Below are 18,735 nucleotides of genomic sequence, written 5' to 3' on the forward strand. Positions count from 1 at the left end.
GAGGAGTAAATAATCACTGCCACACCACAATTCACGGTCCCATCCGTCCTGGCTGCGGTCGCGGCCGTGGTACCGGACCGCGACCTGGTCATCCAGGGCGACCGGCGATTCAGCTACGCGCAGATCCACGATCGATCCAACCGCCTGGCCAACTACCTGCATTCCCGCGGCCTCGGATGTCACACCGAGCGCCCGGGATTGGCGGGCCACGCCGCCGGGCAGGATCTGCTCGGCATCTACGCCTACAACGGCAGCGAGTTCATCGAGACGCTGCTCGGCTCTTTCGCCGCCCGGGTGGCGCCGTTCAACGTCAACTACCGCTACGTCAAACAGGAGCTGCAGTACCTGCTGGCAGACGCCGGCGCCACCGCGCTGGTGTACCACGCCGTGTTCGCCCCCAGCGTCGCAGAAATCCTGCCCGGCCTCCCCCAGTTGCGAGTGCTGATCCAGATAGCCGACGACTCCGGCAACGAATTGCTTGACGGCGCCGTCGATTACGAAGACGCACTGGCCTCGGCCGGCCCCGAAGCGCCACCGGTGCAACCCTCACCCGATGACCTTTACGTCCTCTACACCGGCGGCACCACCGGCATGCCCAAGGGGGTGCTGTGGCGCCAGGCCGACATCTTCATGACATCCTTCGGCGGCCGCGATCTGGTCACCGGCAACCCGGTCGCATCCATCGACGACATATCGGCCCGGGTGACCGCCGGTCCGGGAGTCAAGCTGATGGTGCTGCCGCCGCTGATGCACGGCGCCGCGCAGTGGAGTGTGATGACCGCGCTCACCGGAGGACAAACGGTGGTGTTCCCGTCGGTCGTCGACCGGCTGGATGCCGATGAGGTGGTGCGCACCATCGAACGCGAAAAAGTCATGGCGGTCACCGTGGTGGGCGACGCGATCGCCCGGCCCCTGGTCACCGCCATCGAGAAGGGCACCGCAGACGTGTCGTCGCTGGCCGTGGTCGCCAACGGCGGAGCACTGTTGACTCCCCACGTCAAGCAACGACTCGTCGACGCATTGCCCAACGCCATGATCGTCGACGCCGTCGGCTCCTCGGAGACCGGTGCGCAGATGCATCATCTGTCCACATCGGGCGCGGTGTCGACGGGCACCTTCAACCCCGGCCCGGACACCGTCGTGGCCGCCGAGGATCTTTCGGCGATCCACTCGCCGGGCCACGACGGGCTCGGGTGGCTGGCGCAACGGGGCTACGTTCCGCTGGGCTACAAGGGGGACGCGGCAAAAACCGCGGCTACCTTCCCGGTCATCGACGGCATCCGGTACGCGATCCCCGGTGACCGGGCCCGCCACCACGCCGCCGGCCACATCGAGTTGCTCGGCCGCGACTCGGCGACCATCAACTCCGGCGGCGAGAAGATCTTCGCCGAGGAAGTCGAGACCGCCCTGGCCTCCCACCCCGCAGTGGTCGACGTGGTGGTTGCCGGACGACCCAGCGACAGGTGGGGCCAGGAAGTCGTGGCCGTGGTCGCCCTCGACGACGGTGCCGTCGCCGAGGCCGATGACCTGATAGCGCACGCGGCGAATTCGCTTGCCCGCTATAAACTTCCGAAGGCCATCGTCTTTCGCGACGTCATCCAGCGCAGCCCGTCCGGCAAGGCGGACTATCGCTGGGCGCGGGCTCAGGCGGAAGCGGATTGACCGTCGGTGGACGGCGCATCGAGGACAACCCCGCGCGCGATGAGGTGTTCGATCAGCGGGATCGAACTCGCGGCGAGGTGTTGCGCCATCGCCGTGCGCGCCGACTTCTCGTCGTGCGCGGCAAGCGCGGTCAGAACGCGACGGTGGTCCCGGACGGCATGGTCGGGCCAGTGGGAGATCGTCGGGAACACCGATTCGGGTACGTACCGGGTGATCTGTGACATCACCTGAGCCAGCTTCGGTGAGTCCGCGACGATATTGATCGCGCGGTGGAACTCATGATTGAGCCGAACCGTCCGCTCGTCATCGTCCTCGGTATAGGCCTTGTCGAGCTTCGCCTGGATCTGTTCGAGTTCCGTCAGCTGCTCGTCGGTGATGTTCCGCGCGGCCCGCGCGGCGAGTTCACCGCCGACGTGGGCCTGCACATCGGCCACGTCGGTGAGGTCCCGCCGCGTCATCGGCAACACCACGAAGCCCCGACGGGGCTGCTGGGCAACCAGACCCTCGGCGCGCAACGCAAACAATGCCTCGCGCACCGGGGTGACGCTGATCCCCAACTCGGCAGCCAGCTGGTCGAGCCGAATGTACTCACCCGATGCGTAGGCGCCCTCGAAGATCCTCCTGCGCACCAGGGCCGCGACGTCCTCGGACAGTTGAGGGCGAACCGCGAAATCCGGACCCGTCATCGCCTCACATCCGATACTCGTCGAGCAGGCGCTTGCTGATGATCTGCTTCTGGATTTCGCTGGTGCCCTCGCCGATGAGCAGGAACGGCGCATCGCGCATCAGCCGTTCGACCTCGTATTCCTTGGAGTAGCCGTACCCGCCGTGAATCCGGAAGCTCTGCTGGGTCACTTCCGAACAGAATTCGCTGGCAAGATATTTCGCCATACCGGCGGCCACGTCGTTGCGCTCACCGGAGTCCTTCAGCCGCGCCGCGTTGACCATCATCAAGTGTGCGGCTTCGACCTTGGTGGCCATCTCGGCAAGCTGGAACGCGATGGCCTGATGCTCTGCTATCGGCTTGCCGAAGGTTCGACGCTGCTGGGCATAGCGCACCGCCAGCTCGAAAGCCCTGATTCCCACGCCGCAGGCACGCGCCGAAACGTTGACCCGGCCAACCTCGATACCGTCCATCATCTGGAAGAAGCCCTGCCCGGTCTTGCCGCCCAGGACGTCATCGGCGCTGGCCCGGTAGCCGTCGAAGATCAGCTCCGTGGTGTCGATCCCCTTGTAGCCCAGCTTGTCGATCTTGCCGGGGATAACCAGGCCCGGCACCACTTCGCCGAACCCGGTTGGCTTCTCGATCAGAAACGCGGTGAGGTTGCGGTGCGGCTTGTCGGCGCCTTCGTCGGTACGCACCAGAGCAGCCACCAACGTGGAGCTGCCGCCGTTGGTCACCCACATCTTCTGGCCGTCGATGGTGTAGGCGCCGTCGGTGCCACGGGTTGCCCGGGTACGTACCGCGGCCACATCGGAGCCCAGCTCCGGCTCCGACATCGAGAAGGCGCCACGGGTCGCACCGGTGGCCATTGCCGGCAGGAATCGCTGCTGCTGCTCGCCGGTACCGTGCTGGCGCACCATGTAGGCGACGATGAAATGGGTGTTGAGCACCCCCGAGACGCTCATCCAGCCGCGCGCGAGTTCCTCCACGCACAGCGCATAGGTCAGCAGCGATTCCCCCAACCCGCCGTACTCCTGCGGGATCATCAGGCCGAACAGACCCATCGCGCGCAGGCCGTCGACGATCTCTTGCGGGTAGGCGTCGGCCCGTTCCAGCTGGGCGGCGTTGGGAATGATCTCCTTGTCGACGAATTGCCGTACCGCCGCCACGATCTCGGTCTGGATCTCGGTCAGGCCGAGAGTTTGGGCGAGTCTGGTCATCGGATTTCCGTCGCTATCGTGTTCGCAGCTGCCAGCCGCGCGATGTCGTCCCGGGTCAGTCCCAGGTAGGCCATGAGCACGTCGACGGTGTCGGACCCCAGTGCCGGCGCCGCGACCGCCGCCGGGTGCACACCGTCTAGTGCCACCGGTAGTCCGGCTGCCAGGTATTCGCCGACGCCGGGCTGTGCCAACCGGGAAAATAGTTGGTTGTCAGTAACTTTCGGGCTGTCGGCAACCTGGGAGAAGGTGCGGTAGCGTTCGAACAGCACGGTGGTGGGCGACAGTGCCGCATCGATCTCGGCGGCGGAGTGGTCGGCGAACCAGGTGCCGAACAGCCCCGAGATGACGTCGCGGTACCGAAACCGCTCGCCCTCGGCGCCGAAGTCCGCGCCCAGCGCTTCGGCGAGCGCCGTCATCGCCGCACCCGTACCCGTCACCTCGACCAGGTCGCGAAAGTGGCGCCGCGTCAGGAGGACAACCATGAACTCGACGCCATCGGAGCTTTCGAAGTCCTGGCCGTACTGGCCGTAGACGGAGTTGCCCAGCCGTGCTCGCTGCGTCCCGTTCACCTGCGGCTCGGTCAGCAGGCCCAGGTTTCCCGCGGTGGCCAGCGCGACGTCTTCGAGAGCCAGGCTGACCCGCGTCCCGGCACCGGTTCGCCCGCGGCGCAGCACCGCGGCGACGACGCTGAGAGCGGCGTAGAGCCCACAACTGATGTCCCAGGCCGGCAGCACATGGTTGATCGGCCCCGCGTGGTCGGCCGGACCGGTCACGTAGGGAAATCCGACCGCGGCGTTGACGGTGTAGTCCACCCCGGTAGTGCCGTCACCGCGGCCGAGCAGCTGAACGTGAATGACGTCGGGCCGCCGGGCCGCCAGTTCCTCGTACCCGAGCCGGGGCAGACCGGCGGCGTTGGTGACCAGGATGCCGTCGCCTTCCAACACCAGTCGCTGAACCAGTTCCTGTCCCTGTGCTGACCGCAGATCGATGGCGATCGAGCGCTTTCCCTTGTTCAGGCCGGTCCAGTAGATGGACGTGCCGTCGCGGGCCAGCGGCCAGCGTCGGGTATCCGAAGCGCCGCCGAGAGGGTCGATCCGGATCACCTCCGCACCCAGTTGGCTCAGCGTCATGCCGCACAGCGGTGCGGCGACGAAACTGGACACCTCGACGATGCGGGTGCCCGCCAGCGGCAACGCGGAAACGCTCATCATCACCCGATCCGTTCGAAGACGGCCGCCAGTCCCTGGCCGCCGCCGATACACATGGTCAGCAGCCCGTAGCGGCCGCTTCGCCGGTTGAGTTCACGCGCCAGGGTGGCCAGCATCCGGCCGCCGGTCGCGGCCACCGGGTGGCCAAGGGAAATACCCGAACCCAGCACATTGGTCCGATCATGGTCGGCGGCACCGAAATTCCACTCCCTCATCACCGCCAGCGCCTGGGCGGCGAAGGCCTCGTTGAGCTCGATGAGGTCGACCTCGCTCAGGGTCAACCCCGCCTTGGCCAGGGCTGCCTCGGTCGCCGGCACCGGCCCGATCCCCATGACCTCCGGCGCCACGCCCGCAGACCCCCACGACACCAACCGCACCAGCGGTGTGAGTCCGAATTCGGCAGCCTTTTCCGGGGTGGTCACCACGCACATCGATGCCGCATCGTTCTGTCCGCTGGAGTTTCCGGCGGTGACGGTGGCCTCTGGATCATCCTTGCCCAGAATGGGTTTGAGCCTGCTCAGCGACTCCACCGTGGCGTCGGCACGCGGATGTTCGTCGGTGCCGATCAGTTCTTCGCCGTGCCGGGTGCCCACGGCAACGGGCACGATCTCGTCTGCCAGCAGTCCGTCGCTCTGCGCGGCCACCGCACGCCGGTGCGAGCGCACCGCGAGCTCATCCTGTTCGATCCGCGAAATGTCGTACCGGCGCCGCAAGTTCTCCGCCGTCTGCAGCATCCCGCCGGGCACCGGGTGATGACGACCACCGGCGGTGGTGCGGCCGCGGGCCAGGCCGTCGTGCACGCGGACACCGGTGCGCGCACCGCCCCAACGCATGTCGGTGGAATAGAAGGCGACGTTGCTCATGCTTTCGCAGCCACCGGCCACAACCAGATCATCGTTGCCGGTGCCGACTTGCAAACTCGCCTGGATCACCGCCTGCAGGCCCGACCCGCAGCGGCGGTCGACCTGCATCCCCGGAACCGTCACCGGCAGGCCGGCGTCCAGGGCGACCACCCGCCCGATCGCCGGCGCTTCGCTGTTGGGATAGCAGTGCCCGAGGATGACGTCCCCCACCGCGTCCGGCGCGATGCCGGTGCGGTCCAGCAGTCCCTTCAACGCCGCCACGCCGAGGTCAACCGCGCTCAGCGAGGTGAACATGCCGCCGTAGCGGCCGATCGGGGTCCGCACCGGTTCGCAGATCACCACCTGGCGGGTCACAGGTGCCGGCCTCCGGTGATCTCCATGACGGTGCCGGTCATGTACGACGCCAGGTCGGAGGCCAGGAACGCCGCCACGCCGGCCACCTCGCTCGGCTCACCGGCTCTCCCCATCGGGACCTCGGCGACCTTGGCATCCCAGATCCGCTGCGGCATCGCCTCGGTCATCGCCGACCGGATCAGCCCCGGTGCGATCGCGTTGACTCGGACACCAAGGTAGGCAAGCTCTTTGGCGGCGGCCTTGGTCATCCCCACGATGCCGGCCTTGGCGGCCGAGTAGTTGGTCTGGCCGATCATCCCGACCTTGCCCGAAATAGAGGACATATTGATGATCGCGCCACGCTTGTTCTCCCGCATGACCGCGGCCGCCAGTCGGGTGCCGTTCCAGGTGCCCTTCAGGTGCACGTCGATCACCTGATCGAACTGCTCTTCGGTCATCTTGCGCATGGTCGCGTCCCGGGTGATGCCGGCGTTGTTGACCATGATGTCCAGCCTGCCGAAACGCTCGATGGCGGTTTCTATCAGCTTCTGCACCTCGCCGGATCGCGTGACGTCGCAGCGCTGCGCAACAGCGATCCGCTCGCCGCCCAGCTTTTCGGCGGCCGCCCGCGTCGCGTCAAGATTCACATCGCCGAGGACCACCCGGGCCCCCTCGGCGACGAACCGCTCGGCAATGGCCAAGCCCAGACCCTGGGCCCCGCCGGTGATCACCGCCGTCTGACCGTCCAGCAATGGCATCTGCTCTCACGCATCCTTCCGGTCGAACCCGCGCAAGCCGCCACGACCGCGCCCAGTTTCGAATATGATATTTCATATATAATATTGGTCAATATTGCCATGGCCCCGATCCGGGCACTCCCTGCAACTGCAACGAGGAGCATCAACCGATGACCGCTGCCGAGGGCACCCACGATGCTCAGGTCACCGATGCCGATTTCCGCGAAATACTTTTGCAGACACGTCATTTCGTCCGCACCGCCGTCGTTCCTCGGGAACCGGAGATCCTCGACGACGATCGGGTCCCCGACGATCTGCGCGACCAGGCCAAGGCGATGGGCCTGTTCGGCTACGCCATCCCGCAGCAGTGGGGCGGACTCGGGCTGAACCTGATGCAGGACGTCGAGCTGGCGATGGAGCTGGGCTACACCTCGCTTGCCCTGCGGTCGATGTTCGGCACCAACAACGGCATCGCCGGTCAGGTTCTCGTCGGCTTCGGCACCGAAGAACAGAAATCGCGTTGGCTCGCCCCTATCGCCGCCGGAGATGTGGTTGCCTCCTTCGCGCTCACCGAGTCCGGCGCCGGATCCAACCCGGCCGGATTGAAGACCAAAGCCGTGCGCCGGGGGCAAACCTGGACGATCAACGGCCACAAGCGCTTCATCACCAACGCCCCGGTCGCGGGCCTGTTCATCGTCTTCGCCCGCACCCGCGCCGCCGATGACACCAGTTCCGACGGCCCCGGCATCGCCGTGTTCCTGGTCCCCGCCGACACACCGGGGGTCGAAGTAGGCCCCAAGGACGCCAAAATGGGCCAGGAAGGCGCCTGGACCGCCGACGTCGGCTTCACCGACGTTGTCGTCGATGACGGCACATTGATCGGTGGCAGCGAAGAGATCGGCTATCGCGCGGCCCTGACCTCGCTGGCCCGTGGCCGGGTGCACATTGCCGCACTGGCCGTGGGTGCGGCCCAGCGCGCCCTGGACGAATCGGTCGGCTACGCCGCGACGGCGACTCAGGGCGGCACCCCGATCGGGGACTTCCAGCTGGTGCAGGCGATGCTCGCCGAACAGCAGACCGCCGTGCTGGCCGGCAGGGCGCTGGTCCGCGACGCCGCGCGGCTGTGGGTCACCGATGAGGACCGGCGGATCGCCCCCTCGGCGGCTAAACTGTTCTGCACCGAAATGGCCGGCCGGGTGGCCGATCTGGCGGTCCAGGTGCACGGCGGCAGCGGCTATATGCGCGGCGTTCCCGTCGAACGCATCTATCGCGATGTCCGACTGCTGCGGCTCTACGAGGGCACCAGCGAGATCCAGAAACTGATCATCGGTTCGAACCTGGTGAAGGCCGCGCGGCGCTGAGCCGATAGCCGGCGGGCGGCCGAATATCCCCATCCGCGACGGTCACCCACGGGAATATCGTGAGCCATCGCGGCCAACCTCGTTCACCCCAGCAGCTCCAATGTGCCCAGCTCCCGGATCGCCCGGCAGCCCCGGGCCAGCATGGTCAGCACCATGTCGTCGCCCCGCTCTGTAGAGGCGGCGAAGGCGAACCCCAGCGCGGAGATCAGCGGCGCCTGCACCACCCCGAGCCGGTAGTCACGTCGGCACGTTTCGCGGTCGTATCCGGTGACGCCATAGCCCAGCAGCGTCCGGTGGTATTCATCGACCAGGTCTTGCTCGAGCGCCGCCCGCAGTGCCGGGTCCAGGCTGGTCGCGGTGAAGTACGCCAGATCCCTGGCCGGCAGGCCCACGCCGAGCGTCTGCCAGTCCACGATGCTGATTCGAGTCCGCCCCGGATCGAACAGCATGTTGTCCAGCCGGTAGTCACCGTGCAGCAAGGCAAAGCGATCGTGCTCGGCCATCAGCCAGGGTGCGACCACACCCATTGCCGCGCTGAAGGTGTCGCGGTCTTCGGCGCTCATCCGGTCGCCGAGCCGCGCCAGGGTGACATCGGCGCTCCTCGCGGCAACCTCGGCCATGCCCCGGGCGCCGGCCTCGTCCGGGCGCGCGAACACGATCCCGGGAAAGTCCAGCCACATCGGATCGCACCAACTGGGTGCGTGCAGGCCGGCCAATGCGGTAGCGGCCAGTCGCGCTTCCCGGTCGCCGCAACCGGCAAGCTGATCGCCCTGCTCCGCTGGCGCCTGATCAGCTAGCAGCAGCGCGAAATTCATTGCGTCATCGCTTATTTCACAGTAAAAACACTGCGGCGTCGGCACCCGCACGCGGGTGACAACCGAAGCATAGAAGGCGCATTCGCTTCGATAGCTCAGAGCCACGCGATCGCGAACAGCCTCGTCTCCGGCCGGTAGTTTGATCACGAAGCTCCGCGGCAGATCGCCCCGATCCGGGGCGTAGCCGGCCGTCACCCGATACGTAGCACCGGTCTGGCCGGTACCGACCGGCCGCACATCGACATCGGACACCCGCACAGGTGTGCCCCGTCGGCTCAATACCGTCGACAACCACTGCGAGGTCACGTCGGCCGGATACCGCGGAATCGGCGGCACAGCACCCAAAGCACGCCTCCGCCCGCCGGTGGGACAACAAGACTCCCCCGACTGTAGCGATACCGGATCGCCTGGTGCGGGCGGAGGGATTCGAACCCACACGCTCTTTCGAGCAATGGCACCTAAAGCCATCGCGTCTGCCATTTCGCCACGCCCGCGCGCCTAGCGATCCTACGCCGCACCGGCGTAGGAACCGGGCGGCGGTGACGCTCCCCGAAAATCACCCGCGGTGCCCTCCGTCAATGCGGGAAGCACCCGCATCCCGACCCGGCGACCACAAGAAAGACCGGTGCGCGCGGTACCGTCGAAGGGTGTCCACCGATGCCCGCCCCAGGCGCCGTCACCGGCCCGCCCTGATCGCGCTGGTGATCGTCGCGGCCGGCGGGTGCCTGGCGCTGGGCTGGTGGCAGTGGACGAGGTTCGAGTCGCTGTCGGGGGGCTACCAGAATCTCGGCTATGCGCTGCAGTGGCCGGCGTTCGCCTGGTTCTGCGTCTACGCCTACCGCAACTTCGTCCGCTACGAGGAGACCCCGCCGCAGCCGCGCCATCACGGCGCCCCCACCGAAATACCCGCCGGGCTGCTGCCCGAACGGCCCAAACCGGCGCCGGCGCCACCGCAGGACCCGGCCCTGCGCGAATACAACGCCTACCTTGCCGAACTCGCAGGCAACGACGCCCGGCAACGCGATACCCCGGACCGCGACGCCCAGGACAGCGGCGCCCGACAACAGAACAGGACAACCGCATGAGCAACCCCCAGACACCCGAGGCCGAGCGCACCGCGGCGGTGTTCAGCGTCGAAAAGATCCGAACCGCGTTGCTCGCCTACCGGATCATGGCGTGGGCCACGGGCATCTGGCTCATCGCGTTGTGCGGCGAGGTCATCTCGCATCTGGTCTATCACCACGAGATCCGGTGGATCGAGGTTGTGCACGGCTGGATGTACTTCGTCTACCTGCTGGCCGCGTTCAATCTGGCGATCAAGGTCCGCTGGCCGATCGGCAAGACCGTCGGCGTGCTGCTGGCCGGCACCATCCCGCTGCTGGGCATCATCGTCGAGCACCGGCAGACCCAGCAGGTCAAGGCGCAATTCCCGGTCTGACGGGCCCCCGCGCCGGCTGCTACCCCCGCTGGACCAGCGACCGAAACGCCGGCAGCAGCAGCGTCAGCGCGCGTCCGCGGTGCGACACCGCATCCTTCTCGGCCGGGCTCAACTGTGCCGCGGTGCGGCCGCGCAAGCCGGCATCGTCCGGGATGAACACCGGGTCGTAGCCGAACCCGCCGTCACCGCGGGACTCCCGGGCGATCGTGCCGGTCCATTCCCCCCGCACGACGGCCTCGTCGGCCCCATCGACCAGGGCGCACGCCGACACGAACGCCGCCGTGCGGCGGCCGTCGGGCACATCGCGCAACTGCGCGAGCAGCAGTGCCGTGTTGGCGGCGTCGTCGCCGTGGGTTCCCGACCACCTGGCCGACAACACCCCGGGCATGCCGTTGAGTGCGGCAACCCGCAGGCCGGAGTCGTCGGCGACACTGGGCAGCCCGGTCGCGGCAGCCGCATCCCGGGCCTTGGCCAGTGCGTTCTCCTCGAACGTCGCACCGTCCTCCGGCGCTTCGTCGAACGGCGCGACGTCGGCCAGCGACACCAGGGTGAGGCCGGTCAGGCTCGCGCCATCGAGCACCCGCTGAAGTTCGGCCAGCTTCTTGCGGTTGCGGCTGGCCACCAGCAGCCGGGTCAGCTTCCGAACGCCTTCGGCTGGGCCGGACCTTCCGGCAATTCGCCCGGATAGGGCAGCGCCAGCGCCTCACGCTGCATGGCGAACAGGGTGTCGCAGGCTCCCAGCGCCATGTCGAGAAGCTTGTCCAGCGTGGACCGCGGGAACGTCGCGCCCTCGCCGGTTCCCTGCACTTCGACCAGGGTTCCGGTGTCGGTGGCGACGACGTTCATGTCGACTTCGGCGCGCGAATCCTCCTCGTACGGCAGATCCGCGCGAATCCTGCCGTCGACCACTCCGACGCTGATCCCGGCGATGGCACACGACAGCGGCCGCGGGTCGGACAACTTGCCGTGCGCGGACAGGTAGGTCACCGCATCGGCCAGCGCCACGTAGGCTCCGGTGATCGCCGCGGTGCGGGTTCCGCCGTCGGCCTGCAGCACGTCGCAGTCGATGGCGATGGTGTTCTCTCCCAGCGCACCCAGGTCGATACACGCCCGCAGCGACCGGCCGACCAGCCGGCTGATCTCCTGGGTGCGGCCGCTGGGCCGCCCCTTGACCGAGTCGCGGCCGGATCTGGTGTGGGTCGCCGAAGGCAGCATGGCGTATTCGGCCGTGAGCCAGCCCAGCCCGGATCCCTTGCGCCAGCGGGGAACGCCTTCGGTGACGCTGGCGGTGCACAGCACCTTGGTTCGCCCGAATTCGATGAGCACCGAACCGGCTGGGTTCTCGGTGAATCCCCTGGTGATGACTACCGGGCGAAGTTCGTCGTCCGCGCGGCCGTCTTCTCGTTTGGACACCAGGCCACCCTAGCCGCACCGATCGGACATGCGTCGCGAGCGTAACCTCACGGCGATTTTCGCCGCACTTCTTCGCCGTGACGTTACGGTCGCGACTACGCGCAACGGATTTCGAAGGTCTCGCCCGGTACCACCGCGCGCACGGGGCCGTCGAACTCGGCCTTGGCCTCCCGCAACACATCTTCGCGCGAGGTCCACGGCGGGATGTGGGTCAGGGCCAACTCCCGCACGCCGGCCGCAGCCGCGGCCCTGCCCGCTTCGGTGCCCGACAGGTGCAACGCGGGCGGATTGTCCGGCGAGTGCGTCCAGGATGCTTCGCAGAGGAAGACGTCGGCTCCGCGGGCCAGGTCGACAAGCTGGTCGCACTCAGCGGTATCGCCGCTGTAGACCAGCGTCGCCCCGCTGGGGTCGGTGAAGCGCATGCCGAACGATTCGGTCGGATGCTGCACCGCCCGCGGCACCACCGTGAGTGCGCCGATGGTGACCGGCTCGCCGTCGGCCCAGTGGTGGACGTCGAAGATGTCGCAGCAGTCGTCGATCTCGCCGCCGTGCGGTGACGACGCCGCACCCAGCCGCGACCAGGTGTCGCTGGGGCCGTAGATCGTCGCCTTGCCGGTAGGCCGGGCTGTCGGGTGGTACCGGCGCCACACGAAAAGCCCCGGCAGATCCAGGCAGTGGTCGGCGTGCAGATGTGACAGCAACACATGCACCGCGCCGGGGTCGACGTAACGCTGCAGCGCTCCGAGCACTCCCCCGCCGAAGTCGATGACGAGCGGCACGGTGTCCGGAGCCTCTAACAGATACCCCGACGCCGGCGAGTCCGGCCCCGTGACGCTGCCGGAGCATCCGAGCACGGTTAGTCGCACGAACTCCACTGTGCCATGCCCGGCACTGCAGTGGGGAACACAACACCGCATTGCCCGAGTCGAAACCTCGGCCCGGCTAGCCGACGCTGCCGTGGCGAGCGGGTTGGACTCCTGTTACGACCGGCCCCAGAAAACGTGCCGCCAGTCGGGTGAACGCCTCGGGGTCGCCGGTGGCTTCGAAGACACGGGACGGCGGCTCCGCGCCGGGGCCGTCCGGATGCGGTCGCAGCAGATCCGACTCCGTCAGCACGCGCAACACCTGTTTCGCGGTCTCTTCGGCGCTGGACACCAGGGTCACGCTCTGACCCATCACCAATTGGATGAGTCCGGACAGCAACGGATAGTGCGTACATCCGAGCACCAGGGTGTCGACGCCGGCGCGCTGCAGCGGCTCCAGGTAGCCCTCTGCCAGGCCGAGCACCTGGCGTCCGTTGGTGACGCCGCGCTCAACGAAGTCCACGAAGCGGGGGCACGCGACGGCGGTGATCTCGGTGTCGCGGGCAGCGGCGAACGCATCCTGGTAGGCGTGCGAGGCGATGGTCGCCCGGGTGCCGATCACGCCGATCCGACCGTTGCGCGTGGCGGCGACGGCACGGCGCACGGCCGGCAGGATCACTTCGACCACCGGTACGCCGTACCGTTCACGCGCATCGCGCAGGCAGGCCGCGGACGCCGAGTTGCAGGCGATGACCAACACCTTGACGCCCCGGGCGACCAGGTCGTCGCCGATGGCCAGCGCGTGTGCGCGGATGTCGGGAATCGGCAGCGGCCCGTACGGACCGTTGGCGGTGTCCCCGACGTAGATGACGTCTTCGTCGGGCAGCTGGTCGATGATCGCCCGGGTCACCGTCAGTCCTCCGACGCCGGAGTCGAAAATTCCGACGGGCGCCAGCGCTGAACTCATCCGGCGGTCCGCCGGGCATAGCCCTTTTTGGACGCCTTCCTGGACGCCTTCCTGGACGCACGGTCCCTGCGCTCCGGACCGGACAGCACGTAGGCCGCCAGCACGCCGGCCACCGCCCCGCACAGATGCCCCTGCCAGGACACCTGTCCGCACTGGTCCAGGACGGGCACGGCATTGAGCAGAAGGCCGCCGTAGGCGAACAGCACCACCAGGCCGGTGACGATATCCCAGAACCTGCGCACGAATATCCCGAAGACCAGCAGGAACGTCAGCCAGCCGAAGATCAGGCCGGACGCGCCGATGTGGTCGGACTCCATGTGACAGCCGCCCCAGTTGCCGATGATCCAGGTCCCGAAGCCTCCCACCACCCACACGATCACCGTCGCCCAGACGAACCGGGACATGCCCGCCAGGGTCACCAGGTACCCCAGCACCAGGGCGGGCACGGTGTTGGCGAGCAGGTGTGTCCAGCTGGCGTGCAGGACGGGCGCCCAGATGATGCCCCACAGTCCGGGGGCTTCCAGCGGCCTGATGCCGTGCTGGTCCAGCGAATGGCCGGTCAGCTGGTCGATGAGCTCGATGAGGTACAGCAGCGCCACGAAGGTGAGGATCGTGGCTCCGCCGACCATCCACCGGGGCCGCTCCTTGGCCTCCGTCGTCCGCGTCGATTCCTCACCCGAGCGCGTCATACCCATAGCTGCCCTGTGCCCTTCCCGAGCGATTTCGGCGTCGTCCAGGCTACCCGAGCGCATTGCCGGCCGCCCCGACCAGCCACGAGTCGGCCGTCGTCACCCGAACGCGCCGGGCACCACGTCCCGGTACCCCGGTATTCCGGCCACCGGCTCGGCGGCGATCACCCCGCCGATCACCGCACGGGCCAGGCAGTCGGCTGCGGCCGCGCCCATCTCGGTGAGCAACGCGGTCTCCGGGGACAGCGCATCCGGGACGCCCGGGAACGGCGGCACCTCGACCGCACCGGTGGCCAGTGCGAACACCGTGTCGCCGTCCAGCGGGGTGTGTGCCGGCCGAAGGGTGCGAGCCAGGCCGTCGTGGGCGGCGATAGCCACGCGCCGGCATGCCGCCGGGCTCAGCGCGGCGTCGGTGGCCACCACGGCGATCGTGGTATTCAGGGCACTCAGTGGCGACGGCAGCTGCCGCAGCGCGTCGATCTGGTCCGGCGGGGGCGGCCGCAGCTCGAATTCACCGATCAACTTCGCCATCCACGGCAGGCCGGTCGCCGGGTCGACGGCTTCGCCGGACGCGTTGACCACCACCAGCGCACCGACGGTCACCCCGGACGGCAAGGTTGCCGACGCCGTTCCCACCCCACCTTTGAGCCTGCCGACACGCGCCCCCACTCCGGCACCGGCCGTCCCCGTCTCCACCGCCGCCGCGTCGCCCGAGGCATCGGCCGCCGCACAGGCGGCGTAGCCGAAGTCCGCGGTCGGCCGGCAGTCCCACCCGCCGACCGGCAGGTCGAACACCACCGCACCCGGCACGATCGGAACCACACCCGCGCCCATGTCCACCCCGCGCCGGTGTTCCTCCAGCCACGCCATGACGCCGTCGGCGGCAGCCAGGCCGTAGGCGCTGCCACCGGAGAGCAGCACCGCGTCCACGTAGCGCACACTGTTGACCGGGTCCAGCAGGTCGGTCTCCCGTGTTCCGGGTGCGCCGCCGCGGCAGTCGACGGCGCCAACGGTTCCCGGCGGCGTCAGGACCACCGTGGCGCCGCTGGCCCATCCGCTGCCCAGCGAGGCATTGGCATCCAGCCGGTGGTGGTGGCCGACGCGGATCCCGGCAATGTCGGTTATCGCGTTCAGCCGGTCGCCACCGGAACTCACGTGGATCCCATGAGGGCCAGGACCAGATATTCCTGCAGCACGGTCAGCCACTGGTAGACATCGGAGTGCGGGGCCAGCGGATTATCGGCCGGCAACCGTTCCGGGCCCTCCGGGCCGACATCGAGCATGACGCCCAGCGTCAGCCGCAGGTCGTTGACGGCCGCCACCCAGGCGTTGGCGGCGTCGGCGGACAATTCCAACCGGCCCCCCGCGGCGGGAAGAGTGTCCAGCAGCGTCTGTGCGGCAGCGCGTTTGGCGTCGATGATCGCCGGTTCATGCACGCTTCGCAGCGCCGAGTTGAGGGATTCGGCGGCATCGTCGGCCAGCGGATCGGCATCGTCGGGACGGTAGAAATCCGGCAGCAGCCGGCCCAACGTCGGGTCTCCGGGGCGTTGTGAATGTCCGGTCTGGATGCCGGTGATCGCTTCGAGTTCGTCGGTCGGCGAGGTGGATTGACGATCGTCGAGCAGGCTGATCATCGCGCCGATCATGTTCTTGAGCAGTGCCACCTCGTGCGGGGCCAGCGACGACCGGAAGCGGGGGCCGCTGCGGGTGTCGACCCGCTTCCATCTGCGCACGATGTGGTCCGGATACCCTCGGAGCTCACCGGTCCTGCTGCAGCGTCGCCCACAAACCGGCGGCATGCAGCTTGGACACGTCGACTTCCATGGATTCTCTGCTGCCGGCAGACACCACGGCCTTGCCTTCGTTGTGTACCTGCAGCATCAGTTTGGTGGCGTGCGGTTCGCTGTATCCGAACAACTTCTGGAACACATAGGTCACGTAGGTCATCAGGTTCACCGGGTCGTCCCAGACGATGGTCACCCACGGACTCGTCGTAGCCTCGACCGGCGCCGCCTCCTTCAGCCCGGTGCTGCCCGGCTTGGCCGACGCCATCGCTACAACCATGACCCAAGGATACCGAGAACGGGGCCGGGCCCATAGCCGACAACGTTCCTCACCGCGATGTCGACGGTGTCGACTTTCGTTTCGGCGAGGCCCGCGCGGCCAAGGTCGGCTACGTCGACAGGTCGGCCACGAAGTCCCCCGACGCCGTCGTCCACTTGTCGGCGATGCTGAATGTGCCGCACACCCGATTGCCATCTACGACAAGCCGGGCCGTGCCCTTCGGGTTCGATAGCTGCACGGTGGTTCGGTCCGTCACTTTGATGGCCAGTTTGACGTTGTTGGGGTCTTTGGCCCGCGGCGAGGCTGTGTAGTCACCGGACTCCGCGTTCTGGGAGCCGTTGGTGAACTTGAGCCTCAAGGCCGCCTCCCCGGGAGCCAGCTCGAGTTTGCGGCTGGACAGCTCCGACACCGGCCGATTCGTGGTGCTGATGAACACCACAATCGACCTGCCGTCGCCGCCGAGGCCAGCGATTTGCCGCTTCGCCACCGAGTAGACGGTGGACCAGTTTAGGTCGTCGGGGTAGCCACCGTTCGTGGACTCGACAGTTGCCGAGGGGGACGCGGGGCAGTCTCCGCCACCGGCCTGAGCCGTCGCCGAGGTGGAGCTTTGGCCCGACGTGGTCTGAGCTGTCGAGGATCCGGGAGAGCTGGGCTCATCCGACCCGCATCCAACCGCGGCGGCACCCGGGATCAACAGCAATGCGGCCGTCGCGGCCCGCGTCAACACAGAACGCATATCTTCTCCTCACACCGGGCACCCCCGATGGCATGTCGAACAGTGGCATATCTGCCGACGAATCGGCCGATCATCGGGTCGACCACTCCCCTGGCCGGAGATGTAAAGCACGGCGGGCGTCGCACGGTGTAAACGTGCAGGCGTCTCCCATCGCTGCCTCAACGAAAGCGCTGCGGCCGAAACCGCAGCGGGGCGCGGCCAAGTCGGCGTGCGCGCACCTGGCCCAGCCTCAACGAAAGCGCTGCGGCCGAAACCCCACGTGTGTAGGGCCCGCGAGCCCGTCGCATACCAGCGCCTTCCATGGAACCCTGCCGCTTCGCTCGACTTTCATCGCAGACAACGCGGCCGCTACCGTGACACCGTGACCGACTCCGCATTGGCCGGCCTGCTGACCGACAGATACGAGCTGACGATGCTGTCGGCGGCACTGCGCGACGGCACCGCCCACCGCCGCACCACCTGGGACGTGTTCGCTCGCGAGCTGCCGCCGGGGCGGCGGTACGGGGTGGTGGCCGGAACGGGCCGGCTGCTGGAAACCTTGCCGCAGTTCAGGTTCGACGACAGCGCGTGCGACCTGCTGGCCGGATTCCTGGACGCCGACACGGTGGATTTTCTGCGCGATTTCCAGTTCACCGGCGACATCGACGGCTATCCGGAGGGCGAGCTCTACTTCCCCGACTCCCCGGTGCTGTCGGTGCACGGCAGCTTCGCCGAATGCATGCTGCTCGAAACCCTGGTGCTGTCGATCTTCAACCACGACACCGCGATCGCCTCGGGAGCCGCGCGCATGGTCAGCGCCGCGGGAGGCCGCCGGTTGATCGACATGGGTTCGCGGCGTACCCACGAGCGCGCCGCGGTGGCGGCGGCCCGGGCCGCCTACCTCGCCGGTTTCGCCGGTACGTCCAACCTTCAGGCCCAGTGGCAATACGGTGTCCCGGCCGAGGGCACCGCGGCCCATTCCTTCACCATGGTGCACACCACCGAGGACCGCCCCGACGAGCTGTCCGCGTTCTGCGCGCAGGTCACCGCGTTCGGCCCGGGCACCACCCTGCTGGTGGACACCTACGACGTGCCGACGGGCGTGGCCCACGCCGTGTCGGCCGCCGGTCCGACCCTCGGTGCGGTCCGGATCGACTCCGGCGATCTCGGCGTGCTGGCCAAACAGGTACGCCACCAACTCGACGAACTGGGGATGACCGAGACGGCCATCCTGGCCTCGGGAGACCTCGACGAGTTCGCCATCGCCCGACTCGCCAAGGCGCCGATCGACACCTACGGTGTGGGCACGTCACTGGTCACCGGATCGGGTGCACCGACGGCCGGCATGGTCTACAAACTGGTGGAGGTGGACGGTATCCCCGTGCGGAAGGACAGCGTCAACAAGGAATCCCACGGCGGGCGCAAGGCCGCTACCCGGTTGGCGCGCCCCAACGGAACCATCATCGAGGAGCTCGTGCACCCCTTCGGCCGCACGCCGGCCCACGACATCTCCTACCGGGTGCTGACGACGCCGCTGGTGCGCAAGGGTGAGGTCCTGTCCGACGCCGACACCGACACCGACACCGACGCCGACGCCGACCCGGACACCGACACCGGCTCCGACACCCGCTCCAGCACCGGCGCCGGCTCCAACGCCCCGAACGACCTGGTCGCCGCCCGGGAACGGGTGGCTGCGGGACTGCGGAGCCTCCCCCAGCATGGATTGAATCTGGCGCCCGGCGAACCGGCCATCCCGACCCGGATCGTCCGAGGCTGACAGCCG

Annotated in this window: 20 protein-coding genes and 1 tRNA gene; 5 read left to right on the top strand and 16 right to left on the bottom strand. The window is 68.0% G+C overall.

Annotated elements, in window-relative coordinates:
• Nucleotides 1–9: 9 nt before the first annotated feature.
• The gene (locus ACK5M9_RS09865; protein ID WP_416893018.1) at nt 10–1,662 is read left to right on the top strand and encodes an acyl-CoA synthetase; all 1,653 of its coding nucleotides are present in this window, start codon (nt 10–12) and stop codon (nt 1,660–1,662) included.
• On the opposite strand, the gene ACK5M9_RS09870 is transcribed toward ACK5M9_RS09865, so the two are convergent.
• Genes ACK5M9_RS09870 through fabG form a run of 5 tightly spaced genes read right to left on the bottom strand, consistent with a single transcriptional unit; the run spans nt 1,644 to nt 6,708 of the window.
• The gene (locus ACK5M9_RS09870; protein WP_416892987.1) at nt 1,644–2,348 is read right to left on the bottom strand and encodes a GntR family transcriptional regulator; all 705 of its coding nucleotides are present in this window, start codon (nt 2,346–2,348) and stop codon (nt 1,644–1,646) included. The two genes, ACK5M9_RS09865 and ACK5M9_RS09870, sit on opposite strands and share 19 nt — an antisense overlap.
• Before the next feature lie 4 nt (nt 2,349–2,352).
• Nucleotides 2,353–3,546 carry an acyl-CoA dehydrogenase family protein gene (locus ACK5M9_RS09875; protein ID WP_416892988.1) on the bottom strand — a complete coding sequence of 398 codons (1,194 nt, stop codon included), beginning with the start codon at nt 3,544–3,546 and terminating at the stop codon, nt 2,353–2,355.
• On the bottom strand, nt 3,543–4,754 hold the full coding sequence (locus ACK5M9_RS09880) for a CoA transferase (RefSeq protein ID WP_416893019.1): 1,212 nt from the start codon (nt 4,752–4,754) through the stop codon (nt 3,543–3,545). Before ACK5M9_RS09880 ends, ACK5M9_RS09875 begins: the two co-directional genes overlap by 4 nt.
• A gap of 2 nt (nt 4,755–4,756) precedes the next feature.
• Nucleotides 4,757–5,971 carry an acetyl-CoA C-acetyltransferase gene (locus ACK5M9_RS09885; protein ID WP_416892989.1) on the bottom strand — a complete coding sequence of 405 codons (1,215 nt, stop codon included), beginning with the start codon at nt 5,969–5,971 and terminating at the stop codon, nt 4,757–4,759.
• On the bottom strand, nt 5,968–6,708 hold the full coding sequence (fabG, locus tag ACK5M9_RS09890) for a 3-oxoacyl-ACP reductase FabG (RefSeq protein ID WP_416892990.1): 741 nt from the start codon (nt 6,706–6,708) through the stop codon (nt 5,968–5,970). Before fabG ends, ACK5M9_RS09885 begins: the two co-directional genes overlap by 4 nt.
• Before the next feature lie 149 nt (nt 6,709–6,857).
• Here fabG and ACK5M9_RS09895 point away from each other — a divergent pair, with 149 nt between their 5' ends.
• Complete coding sequence (locus ACK5M9_RS09895) at nt 6,858–8,048, top strand: acyl-CoA dehydrogenase family protein (protein WP_416892991.1); 1,191 nt, start codon at nt 6,858–6,860, stop codon at nt 8,046–8,048.
• A gap of 83 nt (nt 8,049–8,131) precedes the next feature.
• On the opposite strand, the gene ACK5M9_RS09900 is transcribed toward ACK5M9_RS09895, so the two are convergent.
• Together ACK5M9_RS09900 and ACK5M9_RS09905 are read right to left on the bottom strand one after the other, a co-directional pair.
• On the bottom strand, nt 8,132–9,301 hold the full coding sequence (locus ACK5M9_RS09900) for a phosphotransferase family protein (RefSeq protein WP_416892992.1): 1,170 nt from the start codon (nt 9,299–9,301) through the stop codon (nt 8,132–8,134).
• Nucleotides 9,272–9,357 (bottom strand) — tRNA-Leu (locus ACK5M9_RS09905). The genes ACK5M9_RS09900 and ACK5M9_RS09905 overlap by 30 nt, the downstream gene beginning before the upstream one ends.
• 153 nt (nt 9,358–9,510) lie before the next feature.
• Between ACK5M9_RS09905 and ACK5M9_RS09910 the strand changes: the two genes are divergently transcribed.
• Both ACK5M9_RS09910 and ACK5M9_RS09915 read left to right on the top strand, forming a co-directional pair.
• Nucleotides 9,511–9,948 carry a hypothetical protein gene (locus ACK5M9_RS09910; RefSeq protein WP_416892993.1) on the top strand — a complete coding sequence of 146 codons (438 nt, stop codon included), beginning with the start codon at nt 9,511–9,513 and terminating at the stop codon, nt 9,946–9,948.
• Nucleotides 9,945–10,301, top strand: coding sequence for a DUF3817 domain-containing protein (locus tag ACK5M9_RS09915; protein WP_416892994.1), 357 nt, complete (start codon nt 9,945–9,947; stop codon nt 10,299–10,301). Before ACK5M9_RS09910 ends, ACK5M9_RS09915 begins: the two co-directional genes overlap by 4 nt.
• Before the next feature lie 19 nt (nt 10,302–10,320).
• On the opposite strand, the gene rdgB is transcribed toward ACK5M9_RS09915, so the two are convergent.
• From rdgB to ACK5M9_RS09960, 9 genes are all read right to left on the bottom strand, one after another.
• A complete protein-coding gene (gene rdgB / locus ACK5M9_RS09920; protein ID WP_416893020.1) occupies nt 10,321–10,938 on the bottom strand; it encodes an RdgB/HAM1 family non-canonical purine NTP pyrophosphatase in 618 nt (205 codons plus the stop codon).
• Nucleotides 10,935–11,714, bottom strand: coding sequence for a ribonuclease PH (gene rph / locus ACK5M9_RS09925; RefSeq protein ID WP_416892995.1), 780 nt, complete (start codon nt 11,712–11,714; stop codon nt 10,935–10,937). Before rph ends, rdgB begins: the two co-directional genes overlap by 4 nt.
• A gap of 95 nt (nt 11,715–11,809) precedes the next feature.
• Nucleotides 11,810–12,631, bottom strand: coding sequence for a cyclic nucleotide-degrading phosphodiesterase (locus ACK5M9_RS09930; RefSeq protein ID WP_416892996.1), 822 nt, complete (start codon nt 12,629–12,631; stop codon nt 11,810–11,812).
• A 25-nt stretch (nt 12,632–12,656) separates the two neighbouring features.
• Nucleotides 12,657–13,484: a glutamate racemase gene (gene murI, locus ACK5M9_RS09935; RefSeq protein ID WP_416892997.1), complete on the bottom strand. Its 828-nt coding sequence runs from the start codon at nt 13,482–13,484 to the stop codon at nt 12,657–12,659.
• Nucleotides 13,481–14,173, bottom strand: coding sequence for a rhomboid family intramembrane serine protease (locus ACK5M9_RS09940; protein WP_416892998.1), 693 nt, complete (start codon nt 14,171–14,173; stop codon nt 13,481–13,483). Before ACK5M9_RS09940 ends, murI begins: the two co-directional genes overlap by 4 nt.
• A gap of 99 nt (nt 14,174–14,272) precedes the next feature.
• The gene (locus tag ACK5M9_RS09945; RefSeq protein ID WP_416893021.1) at nt 14,273–15,307 is read right to left on the bottom strand and encodes a P1 family peptidase; all 1,035 of its coding nucleotides are present in this window, start codon (nt 15,305–15,307) and stop codon (nt 14,273–14,275) included.
• Between the two features lie 17 nt (nt 15,308–15,324).
• Nucleotides 15,325–15,906 (bottom strand): DUF2017 domain-containing protein, encoded by a 582-nt coding sequence (locus tag ACK5M9_RS09950; protein ID WP_416892999.1) that lies wholly within the window; start codon nt 15,904–15,906, stop codon nt 15,325–15,327.
• Between the two features lie 25 nt (nt 15,907–15,931).
• Nucleotides 15,932–16,237, bottom strand: a complete 306-nt coding sequence (gene clpS, locus ACK5M9_RS09955) for an ATP-dependent Clp protease adapter ClpS (RefSeq protein WP_416893000.1) — start codon at nt 16,235–16,237, stop codon at nt 15,932–15,934.
• Nucleotides 16,238–16,346: 109 nt separating this feature from the next.
• Complete coding sequence (locus ACK5M9_RS09960; protein WP_416893001.1) at nt 16,347–16,973, bottom strand: hypothetical protein; 627 nt, start codon at nt 16,971–16,973, stop codon at nt 16,347–16,349.
• Between the two features lie 412 nt (nt 16,974–17,385).
• Here ACK5M9_RS09960 and ACK5M9_RS09965 point away from each other — a divergent pair, with 412 nt between their 5' ends.
• Nucleotides 17,386–18,729, top strand: coding sequence for a nicotinate phosphoribosyltransferase (locus ACK5M9_RS09965; RefSeq protein WP_416893022.1), 1,344 nt, complete (start codon nt 17,386–17,388; stop codon nt 18,727–18,729).
• The last annotated feature ends 6 nt before the right edge of the window (nt 18,730–18,735 follow it).

The sequence above is a fragment of the Mycobacterium sp. genome (assembly GCF_047975165.1).
Classification (GTDB): Bacteria; Actinomycetota; Actinomycetes; order Mycobacteriales; family Mycobacteriaceae; genus Mycobacterium.

Coding starts and splice junctions, on each gene's coding strand:
- ACK5M9_RS09965 (WP_416893022.1), top strand. CDS start 17,386: ATGCTGTCGGCGGCACTGCGCGACGGCACCGCCCACCGCCGCACCACC.
- ACK5M9_RS09960 (WP_416893001.1), bottom strand. CDS start 16,973: ATGCGTTCTGTGTTGACGCGGGCCGCGACGGCCGCATTGCTGTTGATC.
- ACK5M9_RS09880 (WP_416893019.1), bottom strand. CDS start 4,754: ATGAGCGTTTCCGCGTTGCCGCTGGCGGGCACCCGCATCGTCGAGGTG.
- ACK5M9_RS09940 (WP_416892998.1), bottom strand. CDS start 14,173: ATGACGCGCTCGGGTGAGGAATCGACGCGGACGACGGAGGCCAAGGAG.
- ACK5M9_RS09915 (WP_416892994.1), top strand. CDS start 9,945: ATGAGCAACCCCCAGACACCCGAGGCCGAGCGCACCGCGGCGGTGTTC.
- ACK5M9_RS09875 (WP_416892988.1), bottom strand. CDS start 3,546: ATGACCAGACTCGCCCAAACTCTCGGCCTGACCGAGATCCAGACCGAG.
- murI (WP_416892997.1), bottom strand. CDS start 13,484: ATGAGTTCAGCGCTGGCGCCCGTCGGAATTTTCGACTCCGGCGTCGGA.
- fabG (WP_416892990.1), bottom strand. CDS start 6,708: ATGCCATTGCTGGACGGTCAGACGGCGGTGATCACCGGCGGGGCCCAG.
- ACK5M9_RS09930 (WP_416892996.1), bottom strand. CDS start 12,631: ATGCGGTGTTGTGTTCCCCACTGCAGTGCCGGGCATGGCACAGTGGAG.
- clpS (WP_416893000.1), bottom strand. CDS start 16,237: ATGGTTGTAGCGATGGCGTCGGCCAAGCCGGGCAGCACCGGGCTGAAG.
- ACK5M9_RS09870 (WP_416892987.1), bottom strand. CDS start 2,348: ATGACGGGTCCGGATTTCGCGGTTCGCCCTCAACTGTCCGAGGACGTC.
- ACK5M9_RS09895 (WP_416892991.1), top strand. CDS start 6,858: ATGACCGCTGCCGAGGGCACCCACGATGCTCAGGTCACCGATGCCGAT.